At 47.0% G+C, this 18,421-nt stretch carries 16 protein-coding genes; 7 read left to right on the top strand and 9 right to left on the bottom strand.

Translation table 11 applies throughout. The features are described from left to right. Positions 1 to 30: 30 nt before the first annotated feature. The 5 genes from ACXAF9_RS16180 to ACXAF9_RS16160 all read right to left on the bottom strand — a co-directional run bounded on the left by ACXAF9_RS16180 (position 31) and on the right by ACXAF9_RS16160 (position 6,272). A complete protein-coding gene (locus ACXAF9_RS16180) occupies positions 31 to 2,124 on the bottom strand; it encodes a hypothetical protein (protein ID WP_475075877.1) in 2,094 nt (697 codons plus the stop codon). Between the two features lie 189 nt (positions 2,125 to 2,313). Next, positions 2,314 to 4,389 (bottom strand): hypothetical protein, encoded by a 2,076-nt coding sequence (locus ACXAF9_RS16175; protein WP_475075875.1) that lies wholly within the window; start codon positions 4,387 to 4,389, stop codon positions 2,314 to 2,316. A 29-nt stretch (positions 4,390 to 4,418) separates the two neighbouring features. Continuing rightward, entirely contained in the window at positions 4,419 to 4,808 is a 390-nt protein-coding gene (locus tag ACXAF9_RS16170) for a hypothetical protein (protein WP_475075873.1), read from the bottom strand. Positions 4,809 to 4,853: 45 nt separating this feature from the next. Continuing rightward, positions 4,854 to 5,285 carry a hypothetical protein gene (locus ACXAF9_RS16165; RefSeq protein ID WP_475075871.1) on the bottom strand — a complete coding sequence of 144 codons (432 nt, stop codon included), beginning with the start codon at positions 5,283 to 5,285 and terminating at the stop codon, positions 4,854 to 4,856. Positions 5,286 to 5,405: 120 nt separating this feature from the next. Beyond that, the gene (locus tag ACXAF9_RS16160; RefSeq protein ID WP_475075867.1) at positions 5,406 to 6,272 is read right to left on the bottom strand and encodes a delta-class carbonic anhydrase; all 867 of its coding nucleotides are present in this window, start codon (positions 6,270 to 6,272) and stop codon (positions 5,406 to 5,408) included. A gap of 477 nt (positions 6,273 to 6,749) precedes the next feature. Between ACXAF9_RS16160 and ACXAF9_RS16155 the strand changes: the two genes are divergently transcribed. The 4 genes from ACXAF9_RS16155 (at position 6,750) to ACXAF9_RS16140 (ending at position 9,855) form a co-directional block, all read left to right on the top strand. Further along, on the top strand, positions 6,750 to 7,244 hold the full coding sequence (locus tag ACXAF9_RS16155; protein WP_475075865.1) for a L,D-transpeptidase family protein: 495 nt from the start codon (positions 6,750 to 6,752) through the stop codon (positions 7,242 to 7,244). A 236-nt stretch (positions 7,245 to 7,480) separates the two neighbouring features. Beyond that, entirely contained in the window at positions 7,481 to 8,032 is a 552-nt protein-coding gene (locus ACXAF9_RS16150) for a TetR/AcrR family transcriptional regulator (RefSeq protein ID WP_475075863.1), read from the top strand. A 236-nt stretch (positions 8,033 to 8,268) separates the two neighbouring features. Further along, complete coding sequence (locus ACXAF9_RS16145) at positions 8,269 to 9,051, top strand: sulfite exporter TauE/SafE family protein (protein ID WP_475075861.1); 783 nt, start codon at positions 8,269 to 8,271, stop codon at positions 9,049 to 9,051. Between the two features lie 114 nt (positions 9,052 to 9,165). Then, complete coding sequence (locus ACXAF9_RS16140; protein WP_475075859.1) at positions 9,166 to 9,855, top strand: phospholipase D-like domain-containing protein; 690 nt, start codon at positions 9,166 to 9,168, stop codon at positions 9,853 to 9,855. Positions 9,856 to 10,017: 162 nt separating this feature from the next. Here ACXAF9_RS16140 and ACXAF9_RS16135 read toward each other — a convergent pair whose 3' ends face one another. Beyond that, positions 10,018 to 10,422: a hypothetical protein gene (locus ACXAF9_RS16135; protein ID WP_475075857.1), complete on the bottom strand. Its 405-nt coding sequence runs from the start codon at positions 10,420 to 10,422 to the stop codon at positions 10,018 to 10,020. Between the two features lie 48 nt (positions 10,423 to 10,470). Continuing rightward, positions 10,471 to 12,006 carry a GNAT family N-acetyltransferase gene (locus ACXAF9_RS16130; protein ID WP_475075855.1) on the bottom strand — a complete coding sequence of 512 codons (1,536 nt, stop codon included), beginning with the start codon at positions 12,004 to 12,006 and terminating at the stop codon, positions 10,471 to 10,473. Between the two features lie 303 nt (positions 12,007 to 12,309). Between ACXAF9_RS16130 and ACXAF9_RS16125 the strand changes: the two genes are divergently transcribed. Together ACXAF9_RS16125 and ACXAF9_RS16120 are read left to right on the top strand one after the other, a co-directional pair. Then, positions 12,310 to 13,086: an HAD-IIB family hydrolase gene (locus tag ACXAF9_RS16125; RefSeq protein WP_475075851.1), complete on the top strand. Its 777-nt coding sequence runs from the start codon at positions 12,310 to 12,312 to the stop codon at positions 13,084 to 13,086. Between the two features lie 13 nt (positions 13,087 to 13,099). Further along, positions 13,100 to 14,314, top strand: coding sequence for a glycosyltransferase family protein (locus tag ACXAF9_RS16120; RefSeq protein WP_475075848.1), 1,215 nt, complete (start codon positions 13,100 to 13,102; stop codon positions 14,312 to 14,314). A gap of 64 nt (positions 14,315 to 14,378) precedes the next feature. On the opposite strand, the gene ACXAF9_RS16115 is transcribed toward ACXAF9_RS16120, so the two are convergent. Further along, positions 14,379 to 16,121, bottom strand: coding sequence for a sugar phosphorylase (locus tag ACXAF9_RS16115; protein ID WP_475075844.1), 1,743 nt, complete (start codon positions 16,119 to 16,121; stop codon positions 14,379 to 14,381). A gap of 374 nt (positions 16,122 to 16,495) precedes the next feature. On the opposite strand from ACXAF9_RS16115, the gene ACXAF9_RS16110 reads away from it, so the two are divergent. Then, complete coding sequence (locus ACXAF9_RS16110; RefSeq protein WP_475075841.1) at positions 16,496 to 17,491, top strand: helix-turn-helix domain-containing protein; 996 nt, start codon at positions 16,496 to 16,498, stop codon at positions 17,489 to 17,491. A gap of 70 nt (positions 17,492 to 17,561) precedes the next feature. Here the strand turns inward: ACXAF9_RS16110 and ACXAF9_RS16105 are convergent, their stop codons facing one another. Then, positions 17,562 to 18,083 carry a hypothetical protein gene (locus ACXAF9_RS16105; RefSeq protein ID WP_475075839.1) on the bottom strand — a complete coding sequence of 174 codons (522 nt, stop codon included), beginning with the start codon at positions 18,081 to 18,083 and terminating at the stop codon, positions 17,562 to 17,564. Positions 18,084 to 18,421 lie beyond the last annotated feature (338 nt).

Below are 18,421 nucleotides of genomic sequence, written 5' to 3'. Positions count from 1 at the left end.
AGGCTCTTTTACTTTAACGCAGGCGATTAATTACTGACGCGTAAAGCGGTAAAGCTCACCTTCACCCTCTTCTACACCGTAAAGACACTCGAAGCCTTTCTCGTTGGTGCTTAGGATCAAGCAAGAGTATTCCGATTTCTCATCGTCAACCAGCTCATCTGAACACTGCTCACGGTATTGAACGCTGTCATCCTTGAACTCAATCATAGGACCGGTCTTAGTCCATGTGTAAGCCACTTCAGTCAGTGCGCACGATTGATCATCGCTTAGGCTAGAGTAAGAACCGGTACCATCTTCTTTCAGTTCTTCTTTGCCTTCAACAACCCACTCGCAACCATCAGACAGGTATTCCACTTGATACTTACCTGGCTTGAACGCGGCAGCTTCACGGCTGCTCACTTGGCCAGCACTTTTGATGACAAGGCCTTCATCGTTAAAGCGCATATCATAGTTTGCGTAATCTACAGCGGAATCCCACATCATCACAGCTTCACGTGCGGTAGCACACTCATAAGAGTCGCTGTACTTGGCCGCGCCAATCAGCTGTGCACCTTTGGACGCCAAATCAAACAACTTGTTGTAATTGAACATACCATTCATGATGCCGTCGTGGTTAAGGGCATCATTGTTTTTACCTTCAAAGACTTCAGTTGCTTTTTTACCCATGAAAAGAACAACTTCTTTCTCTTTCATTGCGGCCTTAACGTCAACACCTTCTGGGAGCTGAGCATTAGGTGGCAATGGAAGACTGATCGCTGAACCATCTGCTGGTAATTGCAGAGGCATTCCGGCCATCGCCGTCAAACCTACCAACTGGTTTGGTTGCTTAGTAGCGGCCGTGATAATGAAGTCAGCATCGCTTGGCTCACCTTCTTCATTAAAGTTCACATCAAACAACTCGAACGATACACCTTGTACGCCAGATGCAAATGACGTGAACATGCCTAACATAGCAGGGTTAGCTTGCTGAGCTTGCATTTGAGCTTGCTGCAGCGCCGGACACTCAAAAGTAGCGCCGGTAAATTGAGTCCACAGATTCGTCAACGATGGAACCAATTGATCCATGTCTAAACCCAGACCCATCGCAATGATGGCATTAGAGTTCAGCATTGAGCTATCCAAGTGACCGTTTAACTTTTTAAGCTCATCACGCACTTTCTGATTCTCAATTTTAAGAATCATCGTAGAGTCCATTTTGAGCTTACTGCCGTCGCTTTCTAACTGGGTATAACCCACTACCAACTCAGGCACATTTTTGACTAATGAAATGGTTTCATCAGCGCACACGGGCGGTAAACCCTGACTTGAATTTGGGCCATCCCACGCTAAGAAATCTTTACCTGCGCGCGTTGTTTCAGGCTTTACAACACTGGTCGCTAACTGGACTAGGTCAACAAAACCCACCATGTTCTCAGTAAAGTTGTACTTCTTCTCCAGGGATTCGATGCGGTCTGTATCAGAAAGAGGCTTTGGTTCTTCGATAATGGCTAAGCGCTGTTCCTTCTGCTCGTCAGCATCTTTATCGGTAAAGATGGTAATCGTACCAATACCCTCTTCAGCACGTACCGCTAGGAATAACTGCTGAGGCCCTTTTGATGTTGAGCTTTCGGTATTTTCATCTTTTGATTTGAAAGGCAGAACCTGAACTTTCTTACCGCCGATGGTTTGCTCTTCGAATTTCAAGCTTTCGGTATCAGACACTAAGTCTTGAACACCTTTGATGAATTGCTCATCGTTCTCCAATTCGAATTGCAAGACAGGTGCGATACCGTCCAAGTAGAAAGCTGATGCATAGCCGTCTTTTAAGCCAAATGACTTAAGCGCATTATCAGCATCTTGTTCAGACAGTGTTGTCAGCTTATCAAGCAAAGAGCGAAAGGTCTTTTTGGCTTCATTGTCTTGATGAATACCATCCATCATGAGCAAACGATAAAGAGCCGATTGGATCTTGTCTAAATCGTACATGCCACTTGTGCCTGCAACATGCTTGCCTTGAGCATACATGATGGTGTCAGCAGGGGCGTTTTTTTGGAAAATCGTCAACGGATCACTATCAGAACCACATCCAACTAATTGCGTAGCGCCTACTACTAAAGCGCCTGTTACCAGCATTTTTTTATTCATGCTATTCCCTAATATTCCTCTGTAATGAATTTTATTGATTCGCTAGCATCCGTTTAGGTATTCACCATCGATCATCAGCGCACAAAATAACGATCTAAATGTCATGGGTAAATAAGAGTTTTACCTAAATACTCAATAAATCGTGGGACATCTGATCTTTACGAATCATCTCGTACAAAAATTAAACAACTATTGCCGCGTAAAGCGCATATAGTGATCGTCGCCCATGCGACACTCAAAGCTCTCTTTGGTCGGGTTCACTATAACGCATGAAAGGTCACCAAGCTTTGACTCACTCCACTCGGCTGAACAATCTTTTCGCTTTGTCACACGATCAATCGTAAACGCCATCTGCGGACCCGTTTTTGTCCAATGACTTTCCACCTTACTTAAAGGGCAAGACCCAGGCTCCTCAGAGCGCGTAAAGGTGGCTGTTCCATCGTCTTTAAACTCAATCTCACTGTCGTATTCCCAAGCACATTTGCGACTCAAAGACTCTAAGTGATAAGTACCAGGTTCAAACGAATGCGTTTGTGCTTTCGAGAATTTATAACTCGAATTAAGGGTGAAACCTTGCTCCTCAAAGCCCATCAACAGATCAGCGTAATCACTGGATGGGTTAATCGATACAACCGTTGTGTGCAGCAGGCTGCAACCTGCTGAGCTCGGTTTTTCGGAGTTTGCCAAAATGGCCTGCATTTCGGCAGCACGTGCGCGAAGACCCTTATAATCCACACGAAGCCCCAAAATGCCTTTTTGATTAAGCTCAACTGTACTCGCGTTTTGCACAGAGTTAAGTGAAGTTTCACCGCTTAACATCAGTAATGTGTTTTCTTTTTTCGCGGCTTTAAGCTCGAGTTTTTGAATTAGCGGATGCGCTTCAGGCATATCTAGATCAACAACCGTCCCATCATCAGGCAAGTTAACCGTGTTGTTGAGCATCGCCGACAAATTCAAAAGCTGCTGCGGGTTTTTAGAATAGGCGGTTATCAAGGCATCTATACCCGATGGCTCGCCTTTTTTAGCATCCATATCAACACTAAACAGCTCTACAGAGGCCCCCTGAAGGCCGGATGCAAGCGCTGAAAAGGTTGCAATTTTTTTGACCGCATCTTCATCCATCAGCTCATCCTTTTTAGCTTGAAAACCAGAACACTCGAAAGAAGCTGACTTTAACTGACCGGTAAGCCCCGTCATAACCGTGACAAAGTTATCGACATTTGCACCAAGGCCAAGAGATAACAATGCTTGGGATGAGAAAGCAGAAGGGTCTAAATGCCCGTTCAGCTTGATTAATTGGTTTCGAACATCAGTGTTGGCAATCTCGAGTGTCGCCGATACATCAACGGTATAAGCGTCACCTTCTTTTTGAATATCGGTCATGCCCATGACGATTCGTGGGGTATTACCCGCAACACGAATGAGATCATCGGCACACACGTCGATCAAACCATCTGGTTTAGTGTTGATATCGTGCGCGAGTAAATCCTGACCGGCTCTTTTTTGTTCAGGCTTTAACAAACTCGTTGCAAGTTGCACCAAGTCAATAAACCCAACGACATCGTGGTGGTATTGATAGGTGTCTTTTAGCTGCTTAACCTGGTGTGTATCTAACAAAGAATCGCTCTCTTTCGCCAACGCTAGTCTTTGCTGCTTAACCTGATCAGAGTCTTTGTCCGTGAAGAGCGTGATTGTCCCGATCCCATCGCTCACTCGAGCTGCTAAATAGATCTGCTCATCAGAAGGCTTAGGCTCATCACTTGCGGCTAAAGGCATCACCAGAACCGACTGATTATTGATCTTCACTTCTTCTAACTCATTCTCATCAGAGAGCGAGCGAATACCTGTTAAGAACTGCTCCGAATCAGCAACCGATAGGTGCATCACAGGTGCTAAGCCATCAAGATATACAACTGAACCAAAACCCGTTTCCAAGCCAAAGCGCTCTAATAAGGTGTCCGGTGATTGATCTTCCAACGCGGATAAGCGATCAAGAAACGCTTTTACATTCATCAACGCAGAGGGCATTGAGTCACTTTTCGAAGCATAGAGTGATAAAGCGCTTTGTAATTGAGTCAGATCATACGCCCCTTCCGCATCCGGCAGGTGCTTACTTTGCAGATACAGAATGGTATCAGCCGGCGCATTTTGTTGGGAAAACTCAAATACTTTATTTAACGTCTCGGCGCTGGTCTGCACCTGACAGCCTGCTAATTGAGTAAGACTGGCAGCCATCACAGCTGCGGCAAGTAAATTCCGTTTCATACCATGTTCCAATGTCTATAATTCAGATGTTAAAGCTCAGGGCAATCTTTCTTCTTCACTGAAATATCACGAACATGTTCGCCATTTTTATCATTCAGGACATAGGTGATTTCTACGTCTTGCTCGAGATAATCCTTTATATCTCCATCCTTACACGTTAGATCAACGACCATTTGTTTGGTTGTTGCTATGGTGTCGTCATCTATTTCTTCGGCTGTGACCCTTGTCATCGTATAAAAGATGCTAAACCCGTGGTCCTTAGACTCCGTTTTTTCCATTGTTACAAATGGGTTGAGCTTTTTAGGTAACTGCTTGTTAGTGTCCTCGGATAACGTCTTTAACTCATCGTTAATATCTGAGCAGCCGGCTAACGAGCAAAGCATTCCTGCAGTAAGGATAGGTAGTAGTATTTTTTTCATGTTTGACTTCCTGTCATAAGAAATAGAGCGATCCCTAAAAGCAACTTACAGAACGTTACAGTCGCTTTTATTCAAATTAATGACGCGCACCAATACCCCTAACTGATCGCGTAGGGTTAAAGAAACCCTCACATCGTTTTCAAGGTATGAGCGCAACGCCGAATCCCCACACCCATAGTCAATCAGGTACTGGCTTTCAGACAGCATCGTGGGCATGACCCGACCTGATGATAGTGCAAGCGTTAGGGTATACACATAACCAAGTGAGTTATCACCAGCAATGACCTGATCCCAACGGGTGGTCGGTGTCACTTTTATCGGAAGGAAGGCATTTAAACGATTAGCGGATGCCTGCAGCTCTTTATTAACCGTCATACAAGGCATTACCGCCAACTGTATCAAGCTATAAAGGAGTGCTATAGATACCAAGCTTGGGGCAAGGTACGAGGGCCATTGTCGGAATTGCAGCTTTGACATCCTGTCATCCTAAAATCCGTTCCATCGGCCATCATCATAAAGAGTTACTGATAAAAAGTCTAAATTCAGCGACTAAAAAAGCCGGCTATGGCCGGCTTCTTATCAGCATCAATGCATGTCTTACTTCATGTTCGACAGCAAAGCTGGATTGATAACCAAGTTACGAACACCGTGCGCGTGGTCTTCGTTAAACTCGTTACCTTTACACCACTCACCTACGGTTGCGATGTTTACTTTTTGTACCTTCGGACGAACGCTCCAAGTCACTTGAAATGGAGAACCTTCTTCGTTGTACTTAGGACCGGTAGTAGAACCTGCGTACTCAACTGGACTTCCGCTGTTTTTCGGAATGTTTAGCGCTTGGTGATAGCCGCTCTTTTCACCTACTTTGGCCAATTCAGCAAAATCAAGTGCTTTGTCATCATTAACCAGCACGTAAACCTGCGCTTCTACACGTAGCTGTGGATTGTTGATAGAAGGGCTCAAGCATGCACCCAAAGTTTCACCCGGATGAACTTGCGCAGTTGAATGCACGTAGTGCACTTCAATCGTATCACCAGGAACCAGACCACCATGGCTGCTAGGGCAAGCAGGCGCTGTTGGTTTCAGCTCATCTGCGCTCAGCTTACCGCTGTACGCAAAGCCTGTACCGTTACCCATGCCATCGCCATTCCCCATAAACTTGGTAAATTCACCGCCTTTATGTTCTGCGTATTTATGGAAGTGGATGTTACACAGGTTCATTTGAGACGACTTAGGCGCAGTAGAAAACTGAACCGTGTTCTCGCCTACTTTTGCATCGATATCACGAGGTGACTGTGGGCCAAAGCCTTCACCGGTGGTGTTTTTAGCCAGCGCAGCGCGCTGCTCAGTGATCACACTGTCGGCAACCGCGTGATCGGTATGCGCAGCAGAATCAGCGAAAACAGCTGTGCTGGATAGAGTTGCACCCATCAGAGTCAACATTGCGATTTTTGAAGATTTCATTGCATCTCTCTTTTGATTAATAAGCATAGGTTTGCAAGGAATTAAGGCGACTACCCTATGTATCAAAACAATTCATACAGCCTGTATTGTTGTTTACAACTTAAAACACAGCGGCATCTTTTCCCTAAAACGCACGATAGAACTCGTGAAACGTGACAGTGAATTGCATTTCACGTGCACAAGGTTGTGCATGAAAAGATTAATTAAAACTTAACAATCTGAAAATCAACCAAAAAAAGTACAAATTTACAGACTATCCCTGAGATAGGATACGAACACTATAAGGGTATTTATTAATATAAAATGAACAGGAAAACGTTCAAATACACCAGCCGTCCTAGCTCTATTCGCCAAGAGGAATGGGCCATCGAGTACCCATATTCAGCGCTTACACACCACTAAACTTGATTTACTCAAACGTACGAAGGCGGTAGCCTTCCCTTCTGCATTTATCGAATCAAGCAAGGAAGCGCTCTTATGATTCCCCCCTCGATTAAACCTTGGTGTCTTACGTTCGGCCTTTTACTCGCGTTGCCTCATCAAGCCCAAGCGGTGGACAGAGTCATCGTTGATAAATCAGAGAGGATGATGGCCCTGATGCACGATGGGAAAACCATTCGCCAGTATCGCATTGCTTTGGGTGCCAACCCCAAAGGCCACAAACAACAAGAAGGCGATGAAAAAACGCCCGAAGGGGTTTATACATTAGACTACGTGAAGGAAGACTCCTCATTTTACCGCGCCATGCATGTCAGTTATCCAAACACAATTGATACTCAAAATGCGCAGCAACGCGGCGTTTCGCCTGGTGGGTTTATCATGGTTCACGGACAACGAAACGGCCTAGGTTGGCTGTCGCCCCTCACTCAACATTTTGATTGGACCAATGGTTGCATCGCCCTCACTAATGACGAGATGGATGAATTTCTATCACTGGTACCCGTAGGTACCCCTATTCAGATTGAGTGGTAAAGCGAGCAAGGCGTAACGCCTGTTTCATACCTTTAAATTGAATACGAATTATTATCATTAAGCCTTTATCAATCATTTAGCTTATTATACTCCGATTCCCCTTGCTTCAAACGACTAAAAAATCGGAAATAAACATGTCCAACATAACTAAAAATGATAAACCCAACGTAGCTCTAAAACCTTTGGCTATTGCGATCAGTACAATCTCTTTTTCACACACAAAAACGAATAACGGTATGAGCCAAAAACGAGAACACCTTATCCAAACCGCTTTATCACTGTTTTATCGTCATGGAATACATACAATGGGGATTAACGAAGTACTTAAAGAAGCGTCGGTGGCAAAAAAAACCCTGTACACCCACTTTGCGAGCAAAGATGAATTGGTCTTGGCTACCCTAGAGGCAAGACATACACGATTTATGGCTTGGCTGGATAACGCGCTCAATGCGGCGCCAAGCGATGCAGGTTTAATCGATCAGCTCTTTGATGCCTTATATCACTGGTTCAGCGGCAAAGTGCCGGAGCTTGGGGAGTTTAGGGGGTGTTTTTTTATCAATACCGCATCGGAATTTGGCGAAGCAAACCACTCTATTGCACAAAGCTGCCAGCGGCATAAAGCATCGGTAGTCGACTTGATACAAAAAAAACTTCCATCGGAAAATCGCGACCTAGCTAACGCATTGGCTTTGTTAAAAGAGGGCGCGATCGTTCAAGCGGCGGTAGCGAAAAATCCAGACGCCAGCAACACCGCAAAAGCGATAGCGAAACACCTAGTCGCAAGCTGAGCTCTCTTGCGGCCGCGCGCGAGACGTTGCACTCATCCATCAACACCACAAAGGCTTTCAGCAGATTCAGGTCCAACTTGTTTATCGGTTGCATCACAAACACCCTATTTAAGTTGCCTTATTGTAGTCAGAAACCCTGCCAATCTGTCACCCTAAAGGTGTAAAGATCTGTATCTGTCCTGCATAACAGCGCCCTGCTAAGGTGTTGTTTTTAAGTCGTTAGATAAGGGCGTGTTGTGATTGATTGGCTGATCTTATTTATTGCAGGCTTCTTTGGCGGCATCATCAATTCACTGGCGGGCGGTGGCAGTTTTATCACCTTCCCTACACTGGTGTTTATGGGCGTGCCGACGGTCATCGCCAACGCCACTAATACGTTTTCGGCGTGTGCAGGTTACATGAGTGGTACTTTTGCACTGCGCCGAGAACTGCGCGCCTACCGAAGCGACATCCCAAAAATCCTCGGCATCAGTCTAATCGGCGGTGGCTTAGGGGCTTATCTATTACTGCACACCCAAGAAACGACCTTTAACCAGATTGTCCCTTGGTTACTCCTCTTTGCAACCGTGATGTTCATCTTTGGTGTTCAACTCAACCAAGCACTCAAACATATGGCTTCGAACAACCGTCATTCCGCCAAGCTCGGTGGATTGGGTGTCCTGTTATTAGCACTGTTTTTATTAGGTGTGTCGGTGTACGGGGGCTTTTTTAATGCTGGCCTTGGGATCATCTCGCTGAGTTATCTCGCCCTTGCCGGTTACACCAACATCAATGCCATGAATGGTATGAAGTTGTTGATCTCATCCGCAGTATCCATCGTCGCAATCGTCTTGTTTATCCTTGACGATAAGATTGCATGGTTTGAGGGGATTGCTGTTCTGGTCGGCACCGTTACTGGTGGTTATTTATCAGCACATATCTCTACTCGCTTACCGCAAAAAGCGGTGAGGTACTTCGTGATCGGGATCAGCCTTGCAACCACGCTTTACTTTTTTGTGGATGTCTATGGCGCACCTTAACCAATCGCTGTGTTCATGATTGTCCGAAAATCCACCTTACATTCTGTGTTATGATGCGGCCGATTTATGGCTCCACTCGAACAGAAACAAAACGGATTTAGGCATCAGTTCACTATGTTGGATACTTTAAAACAGCAGCTTTCAGAATCACTGGCCGATAACAAACTCGATAACGATGAGAAAAGTTATTTCTATGAAGTAATGACAACGCTCAACATCGATCAAAAGCGCTACGTACGAAACCAAGCGTTTGATCTTGCACGGGATAAAGTTGCATCCATCAGCGACGACATCAGCCAGATTATGCGCGTGATGGGCTGGTTAGAGAGAGTCGTAAAACTGGTCGATATGAGCTCTCAGCAGGATATTATCACCAGCCGCGCCTTCTTTAGCCCAGGGCAAGATTGCCGAAACGGTATTTTGGACCTACTCACAAAAGCCCGTAAACGCATTGATATTTGCGTGTTCACCATCTCGGATGATCGCATTACTGAGTCGATCATTGCAGCCCACGACCGACAAATCCCGGTTAGGATTCTGACCGACAACGATAAAGCCAACGACCTTGGAAGTGACGTCTATCGTATGCAAGATCACGGAGTTCCGGTGGTCATGGACAGCTCACCCAGTCATATGCACCATAAGTTTGCGTTGGTGGACGAGTATTTGCTCAACGGCAGCTTTAACTGGACGCGCAGTGCTTCTGATTACAACCAAGAGAATATCGTTGTTAGCGATAATCCAACGCTTGTGCGCGATTTTGATCGCATCTTCAATGATTTGTGGACGACCTTTTCCAAATAGTCTTTAGCGTTATGGATCTTTACTCTTTTTTGATTCAAGAGTAGGTCTCTAAAAAAACCAAAAGCCCCCGCTCGTAACGGCTCAGATACTGAGTTTTGCGGGGTAAATCAAAGTCTGCAAAAACCGTTTGATATTGATCCTCTGGCCATTTACACGCCTCAATTAATACCGGATGCACATAGGATTTACGCGCGATGCTGGGTGTGTTGCCCAACTCTTTTGAAACACTCTCCAGCATCCTAAAACGCGGGCCCGTATAAGGGGAAGCTTATGGCCAAACACAGCACACGCCTCAAACTTTGAGCGCTCTTGCTGTTCACGAAATTGAGGGTGATATCGGTACTGCTTACGTCCTTTGGCATCAAAGCCTGTAGCTAAAATGTGGCCGTTCTCGGCGGGGCAAAACCATGCGTCGGTATAAGCGGGCGGTAACGCGATGGCATTCAACCGCTTAACCAGCACTTTCTCTTTGATGTGTTTCCCTTCTGGGCAGTAATAACTCCAGCCCTTACCACGCCTAATGCGTGTAATACCGGGCAAGCTATCATCAACAAAGATCAAATCCATCTGTTTATCCTAATAAATAAGGGCGCCTTAGCGCCCTTATCTTGGTTGTTAGCCTCGTACGTGCTCTTTCCAGCGCACATCGTAAAGATCTTTACGGCGATCTTTTAAATTATTCACGGAGCCTTCGCTGCGGGTAAGTTTTAACTTATCCAAATCAAGGTCACTGAACATGATCATCTCTGTGTTAGGCGTGGTTTCCGCCATGACCGCATCGTGTGGATACGAGAAGTCCGATGGCGAGAACACCGCCGCTTGAGAGTACTGAACATCCAAGTTTTCGACCTGCGGTAAGTTGCCACAGCTTCCGCAAATCACAACATAACACTCGTTTTCAATCGCGCGTGCTTGCGCACAGTTACGCACACGCAAGTAACCGTTTTTGGTATCCGTCCAGAAAGGTACAAACAGAATATCCATGTCCTGATCCGCCAGTAAGCGACCTAGTTCTGGGAACTCAACGTCGTAGCAGATCAAGATGCCGACACGACCGGCATCGGTTTCGAAAACGCGCAAGTCATGCCCACCATTGATGACCCAGTCACGGCGCTCGTGCGGTGTGATGTGGATTTTTTTCTGCTCTTCAATAGTGCCATCGCGACGGCACAAATAGCTCACGTTATAAAGACGGTCACCTTCAATCAGCGGTAGCGACCCCGTGATCACATTAATGTTATAGCTGACCGCCATCTGAGACATTTCAAGCTTAAAGCGCTCGGTAAAGCCAGCCACAAACCGAATCGCTTCTGTTTGGTTTCGCTGATCTGGACTCAAGCCCATCAAAGGCGCATTAAAAAACTCAGGAAACAACGCAAAGTCAGATTTGTAGTTAGACAACGCATCAATAAAGTACTCAACCTGCTTTAAGAGCTCCTCAACGGATGAGACCTCGCGCATTTGCCACTGAATCGCACCAATGCGCACCTGCGTTTTACGCGTCTCTATTACCGGTGATTCAGCTTCAAAGAAGATGTTGTTCCACTCCAACAGCGTGGCATAGCCTTGAGACTTTTCATCCTCGGGTAGATATTGGCCGAGCAGTCGTTTTACCTGAAAATCGTTCGAAAGCTGGAAGGTTAAAATCGGGTCGTAGATTTTGCGCTGTTTAACCGCTTCAAAGTACTCACCCGGAGTCATCGAGTCGGCATGGCGATAGTAATTAGGAATCCGACCACCAGCTAAAATGGCACGCAGGTTGTGCTGGCGACACAGCTCTTTGCGCGCTTCGTACAAACGACGGCCTAATCGGTAGCCTCGGTAGTCAGGGTGGATCAGCACATCTAGGCCGTATAAGGCATCACCATCTGAGTTATTTAAGATGTATTCGCGTGCACTGATGAGGTCATCGTAGGTGTGCGGGTTACTGAAGCGTTGATAATCCACCTGCACGGATAAGGCAACACCGACGATCTTTTCATGGTCGATCAAGCAGATCTGGCCATCGGGCAAATCATCAATCAGTTTAAAGATCGTATGCTCTGGCCACGCGCCACCAATGTCATCGTAGATCTTATCCATCAGCTCTTTAAGCTGCGGGTAATCGGACTTTTCAAGGTTACGTATTTTTAGATGCAGATCTTCAAGCATGATACTTCCTTATCAGACACCGTGGGGTACACGGGCCAGTGGCGAAACGTAACAAACACATCGACAGTGATGGTTCACAGTATAGGAACATTGAAAGCAAAAAGCGTTCCCTTTGTAAGGTAAACACAAGGAGGAAAGCGTACGTCATTACGTCTATAAACGTTTGGTAGATCTGGTATTTAACCTAGCTGCATGTTTTTATGTCATAAAACCTTCATGCTTTTTTGCAAAGCTCTCAGGAACCAGGAGAGGCAAACGGACACCTCGCTATCCTTTTGTTTTGCCTCTGCAAAAGGAGACACTATGTTAACCAATGCTTTGGTTTTTACCGATCTTGATGGCACATTATTGGACCATCACACCTACTCCTTTGACGCTGCACTGCCCGCACTTAATGCTTTAGAAGCCCGTAATATTCCGGTCATTTTAAACTCCAGTAAGACCCGCGCCGAGATCCAATCCATCGCCCAAAGCTTAGGCTTACCCACCGCCATCATCGCGGAAAACGGCAGCTTAATCGCCCTACCCGATAAGTACGAGCCCATCATCATGGGAGAAGCTTACGAATACATTTGCCAACAGATCGATCGAATTCGAGAAGAGCACGGATTTCAATGCGAAGGGTTTCACGATTGGAGTGTCGATAAAGTGGCTGAGGTGACCGGTCTTCCCAAAGAGTCGGCCGCATTAGCTCGCCAGCGCGAAGCCTCCGAGCCCATGCTGTGGTTTGATTCGGAGCCTGCCTTGAACACCTTTAAAGAAGCCCTAGAACAGGCCAACTTAACCTTAAAGCGTGGCGGTCGTTTTTGGCATGTGATGGGCAATACCGACAAGGTTAAAGCCATGGCGTATGTCACCAAGCATTACCAAGCGGATGGGGACAAACCCACCGTTGTTGCGCTAGGCGATGGCCCTAATGACCAAGAGATGATCGCCGCAGCTGACATCGGAGTCATTGTTTACAACCCGGATGGCACGCCTCTTGCTGTAACTCAAAGGCCTGATCAAAAAATTATACGCACCGAAGCGCCAGGCCCTGAAGGTTGGAATGCCACCCTCTTGGCGCTTTTGACAGAATAATAAGGAGCACAGTATGTCCGATTATAAACAGACTGGCGCAATCACCACCTTACACCGCCTCCCAGGTTACGACCTTGAAAAGCTTGAAGATGAGCTTCGTCGTTACTCTAAACGCAACCCAATGACACTGCTGTTGCCCTCGCTCTATTCCGAGCTTGAAGGGCCAGCATTGGCGGGCATCATCGAAGAGCTGAAAAAAGCCGATTACATCAATCACATTGTGATTGGACTGGACCAAGCCGATGAAGCCGAATTTGAAAAAGCCAAAAAGTTTTTCAGTCAATTACCGCAAAATACCCGCATTTTATGGAACGATGGGCCACGTTTACGTGCCATCGCCGAAACCTTAGAAGATGCGAATCTTGGCCCGAACCAACCGGGCAAAGGTCGCAATGTCTGGTACTGCATCGGCTACATTTTGGCGGCCAATAACTCCAAAGCGGTGGCTCTGCACGATTGCGATATCTTGACCTACTCCCGCGATATTCCGGCGCGTTTGTTTTACCCGATTGTAAGTCCTGCGCTCGATTTTGAGTTTTGTAAGGGCTACTACACACGGGTTAACAGCAAAGGTCGATTGAGTGGACGCGTGACCCGATTGTTCGTGCAGCCCTTGATCACATCACTGAAAAAAGTGCTGGGTAATACCGATTATCTCGAGTTTTTAGATGCGTTTCGTTACCCACTCTCGGGCGAGTTTTCCTTAAGTACCGATCTATTAAGCGCGATTCGTATCCCAAGTGATTGGGGACTCGAGGTGGGCATTCTCTCCGAAGCCTATCGCAACATGACCTCACGTCGCGTTTGCCAAGTTGATATCGCCGAAAATTACGATCACAAGCACCAAGATATGGGTAATTCCGACCATGAGGGCGGTTTGTCCCGAATGACCTACGAGATCGCTAAAGCGGTTTTCCGTAAGCTCGGTACCGAAGGCACCACCATGGACAGCGCGTTCTTCCGTGCCTTAAAAGCGGTTTACCTGCGCGAAGCCTTGGATATGCTGGAAAAATACGATGCTGATGCGCACATCAACGGCCTGAGCATCGATATCAACGAAGAAGCGCGCACCATTGAGTTCTTTGCAGGCAGCATTTTAGATGCGGGCGAAAAATACCTGCATAACCCAATGGAGATTCCGTTTATCCCTAACTGGAACCGTGTCTTCAGCGCCTTCCCTGATTTACCAGAGCAGCTTTTGGAAGCGGTGGATCTCGATAACCGATAGCCCCCATTAAGATTGAAAAAACCGGCCAATGCCGGTTTTTTTGTAGCTGATGATCAGAGCTAAACTACAACACCGTCAACCAGTGACAAGCGTACGGTTTCACCAGCAAACAGCCGTTCTCGTGATTGAGCGGTTGTTTATGAAGAAGATCATCCCATTGATTCACATCCGCCCCCAGTAAGGCTTTTAGCGTATTTTCATTCACATGCTTAAAGGTCTTTGTGAAGTTGTACAAAGCAATGATTTTCTGACCGGACTGAGCCACCCGCATGATCCCCATTAAGCCTTCATCAAGGTCCAGCACCAACTGCTCGGCATCGGGATGGAAGGCAGGTTGAGCACGACGAATACGAATGCGGCGCAGATACTCGCGCATCAAGATGTAGGTGCTGCTCTCGTGCACCTCCAAAAGCGCTTCTAACTCTTCGTAATTCCATTGATGACGGTTGATTGCACGGGTACTGCCCGTCACTTCAACTCGCTTATGATCGTTCGGGGTGCCCAGTAAAGAGTGGATATAAATCCCCGGAATCCCTCGTAAACACAGCGCAAAGGTCTGTGATAACAGATACCGAGCCGCCTGCCACGGTGCCGACTGATGCCCTGGGTTACGGAACGCGTCAAAGAAGGTCACATTGATCTCGTACGGGACATCCCGCCCTTCGGTGTTACGACGGGTCGAGACATACGCCCCGCGCGATCGCATGTCATCCAAGAGTTGCTTCATCTCCTCTTTGGGTAACAGCCCCTCAAGCGGGCGCACACCAATGCCATCGTGCGACGCCGTAAAGTTAAAGTAGGTACAGCCTTTAGGAGGGGCCGATAAGTTTTTCAGCCAATCATAAAGGTATTTGGTGTTCCCTGAGTGGATCGCATGCAGCAGCAAGGGCGGCAGGCTGAACTGGTACACCATGTGCGCCTCATCCCCTTGGCCAAAATAGCTGATGTTCTCCTCGTGGGGGACGTTGGTTTCGGTCAAGAGCACGGCTGTTGGGCAGATGGCATCCATCACATCCCGCATCAGTTTAACCACCTCGTGGGTTTGCGGCAGGTGAAGACAGCTGGTGCCAACCTCTTTCCATAAAAACGCGACCGCATCCAAGCGGGTAATGCGCGACCCTTTAGAGATGTAAAACAACAGGATGTCGATCATCTCAAGCAGCACATTTGGGTTCTTGTAGTTAAGATCGACTTGGTCGGCCGAGAAGGTCGTCCATACATGGCGCAGGCCGTCATGGGTGGGGATCTCGGTCAGTAATGGCGTGCTTCGTGGGCGAACAACCTGACTCCAATCGTTTTCTGGGTCTTCGTAGATAAAGAAGTCTTTGTAGGGATCGCGGTTACCGCGAAAATCCGCAAAGTAGAGGCTCACCCGCGAGCAGTGATTCAAAACAAAATCGAACATCAAATCAAAATGCTCGCCTAATGATTCCACATCGTCCCAGCTGCCCAAATCGGTTCGAATGGCGCGGTAATCGGCTACTGAAAAACCATCGTCCGATGTGTAGGGGAAGATGGGCAATAAATGGATCACACTAAACGTATTTTTCAGCCAACGGTCCACAAAGCCCTTAAGGGTGTTAATGGCCTGACGATCATCCTGATGGGTAATGCTGTCCCCATAGGTAATCAGCACCATGTCCTCTTGATCCCAACCTTTCTTAAACGTGTTGCTTGCCATCGGTGCAGCATAGGGTTTGATACGCTCTATCAGTTGCGGCATCACCTCGTCGGCGGTTTGTTCTCCATACAAAAACGTTAAGCGCTTTAAGATGGTTGAATACGCCGTTTCAGAAATCACCGTCATCGAATGCATCCTTTTTGTCCAAGTTTAAGCAGTTGCAGCAAATTACAGACCAGTCTTATTCAAAAAGAGCCTACGTACGCTTTCCCTTTCAGATCAGGAAGTAAATGAATCTTATTCACATTGAGACAAACCCATTCTCGATCGTTGCGAACGGCACTGCACCAAAATAAAACACGCAAACAACACAACGCCTCAATATGGAACAGGGGTTGACCCAAAAAAAGCCAGTCGGTTATGGTCAACGTATCGCGTTTTTGCCAAAAGAGCGAATCTTAAGGCGGAACGTTTATTGCAGTAATAAAAATAACAACCTGCTAAGTGGTCGATCGTTCTAAACCTTTTTATGGAGTTTAGAGCAGGTTTGCCCGTGATGAATGGATATGATCTACACCCAAGAGCCCCAAATTCGTTTAAATCAGCCAATCGCGCTGAGCCAAAGCGAAGCGTTTGATGCCGACCAGCACGCCTCTAACCTGACGGATTGGCAACAAGAATATGACCAGATCAGCTCTGGGCATTTTTATGGCCGAATCACTGAGTTACCCATGGGTAACCTGCAAGTGTTTCACGAATTCACCAGCCAGACCTTGCACCAAACCTGCAACGTATGGCCCGACAGTTTGTGGATTGGCATTGCCGCAAGCCCAGAAGCCAGCAGCCGCATCAACGGCTACGAGGTCGGTGCATACGATGTTATGTGCAGACCCGGCAACACCGAGTTTGAATTGGTAACGCCCGAAAACCACGACATCTACGGCTTGGTTGTCAGCCATCACGCGCTTCAAAACATGGCGGCTGTGCAGGGGATTCAGATCAATTGGTCTGAGCTGATGCACAACGAGCGTTTACACATCCCAGAGGATACTCTGCGCTCGATCCGTTTCTTGCTGCAACGCTTACTGCGAGAGCCACGCGGTCAAAATGCATCTAAATTGCAGTACGACTTAGTCATGATGGCCATCTTAGAGCTGTTGCAAAACGAAACCCCGATGCAGGAAACACAGCCGAGTCACCACAAACGAAAAGCGGTGGTTGAGGAAGCACGTCTATTTTTACAGCTGCACAAAGATGAGCCCATCACCATTTCGGATTTGTGCGAGCAGCTCAATGTGTCAAGACGAACACTGCAGTACAGTTTTGAGTCCATTATTGGGGTGAGTCCGGTTCAGTACCTTCGTATGGCACGTCTTAATGCAGTGCGTCGAGCGTTAACCCATGCCTCAGCCGATATGACCGTCACGGACATCGCCACACAGTGGGGCTTTTGGCATTTGAGCCAGTTCTCGAAGGATTATAAGCAACTCTTTGGTGAGAAGCCGTCGGAAACCCGGCTTAAGCTCCCCCACTCCTTTGGGGGATTACGCAGCTGATCGGGTCACGGTAAACCATAAAAAGTCCGTCCTCTATCTACGCATCGCTTGGCGGATCTATCGGCCGCTTTTAGGCGACTACTCGCTGTCCTCGATAGAAGCGCTCGGTAGGGTGTTCAATTTCAGGGGCTTTGAGGATTTTATGACCACGATACAAGCGATCTACTGTACCCGCTTTCGCCGTTTCCCATAACGCATCGTGGTGATCTTCATCCAAGGCTAACTCCAAACTCGCTGGCGCTTCCTCAGGCTGCTGGGTTTCAACCGCATCAAGAGCCTCCTCCCAAGGCTCGATAGCCGGTGCCTCGTACCCCATGGCTTGTAACAGCTCGGCAGATGCATCTTCCGTTAATGTCTCTTTCAGCGGGAATTGAACCCCAGGGGTGAAAGAGAAACGCAACTCACCGACAGATTCGAGTTTCTCGACCGCTTCGTGGTTATACAGGCCCGCATAGGCAATACCCACCAAGATGCCGTCCTTAACAACAACCTGCCCCGCCTTATTTTCTTTGGTAGCAATAAACAAGGAACCGGTTTTCGCATCGCGACAACACTCAAAGAGTGACTTCCACATACTTGCACTTAACGACATGCTGATACCTCCTCTTTGTCATCTGCCATTAAGCTTAAGCAATTAGCAGTCCAACTCCTTTATGAACATTCCATAAATGAACTTTTTTCATAACCCTTGGCGATTTTTACCGGATAAATAGGTAATTTCCCGTATCAGAAACTCCCTTACAAATCCAAAAATACTTTTTATTACAGACACTTAGAAAACGTGGCACAGCTATCGCAATAACTACATCAATTCAACGATTTCAAGGAGTCACATTATGCTAGGGAAGCTGCGAATAAGTCCTCCACTCGACAACCACGAATAATTAAATCCTTTACTTTCAATAAGATATTTTGGTCGAACGCTTACGG

The organism is Neptunomonas sp. ABH4_499, from assembly GCF_056160565.1.
The sequence above is the reverse complement of the archived record's forward strand: the minus strand, read 5'-3'. Positions and strand labels throughout refer to the sequence as shown.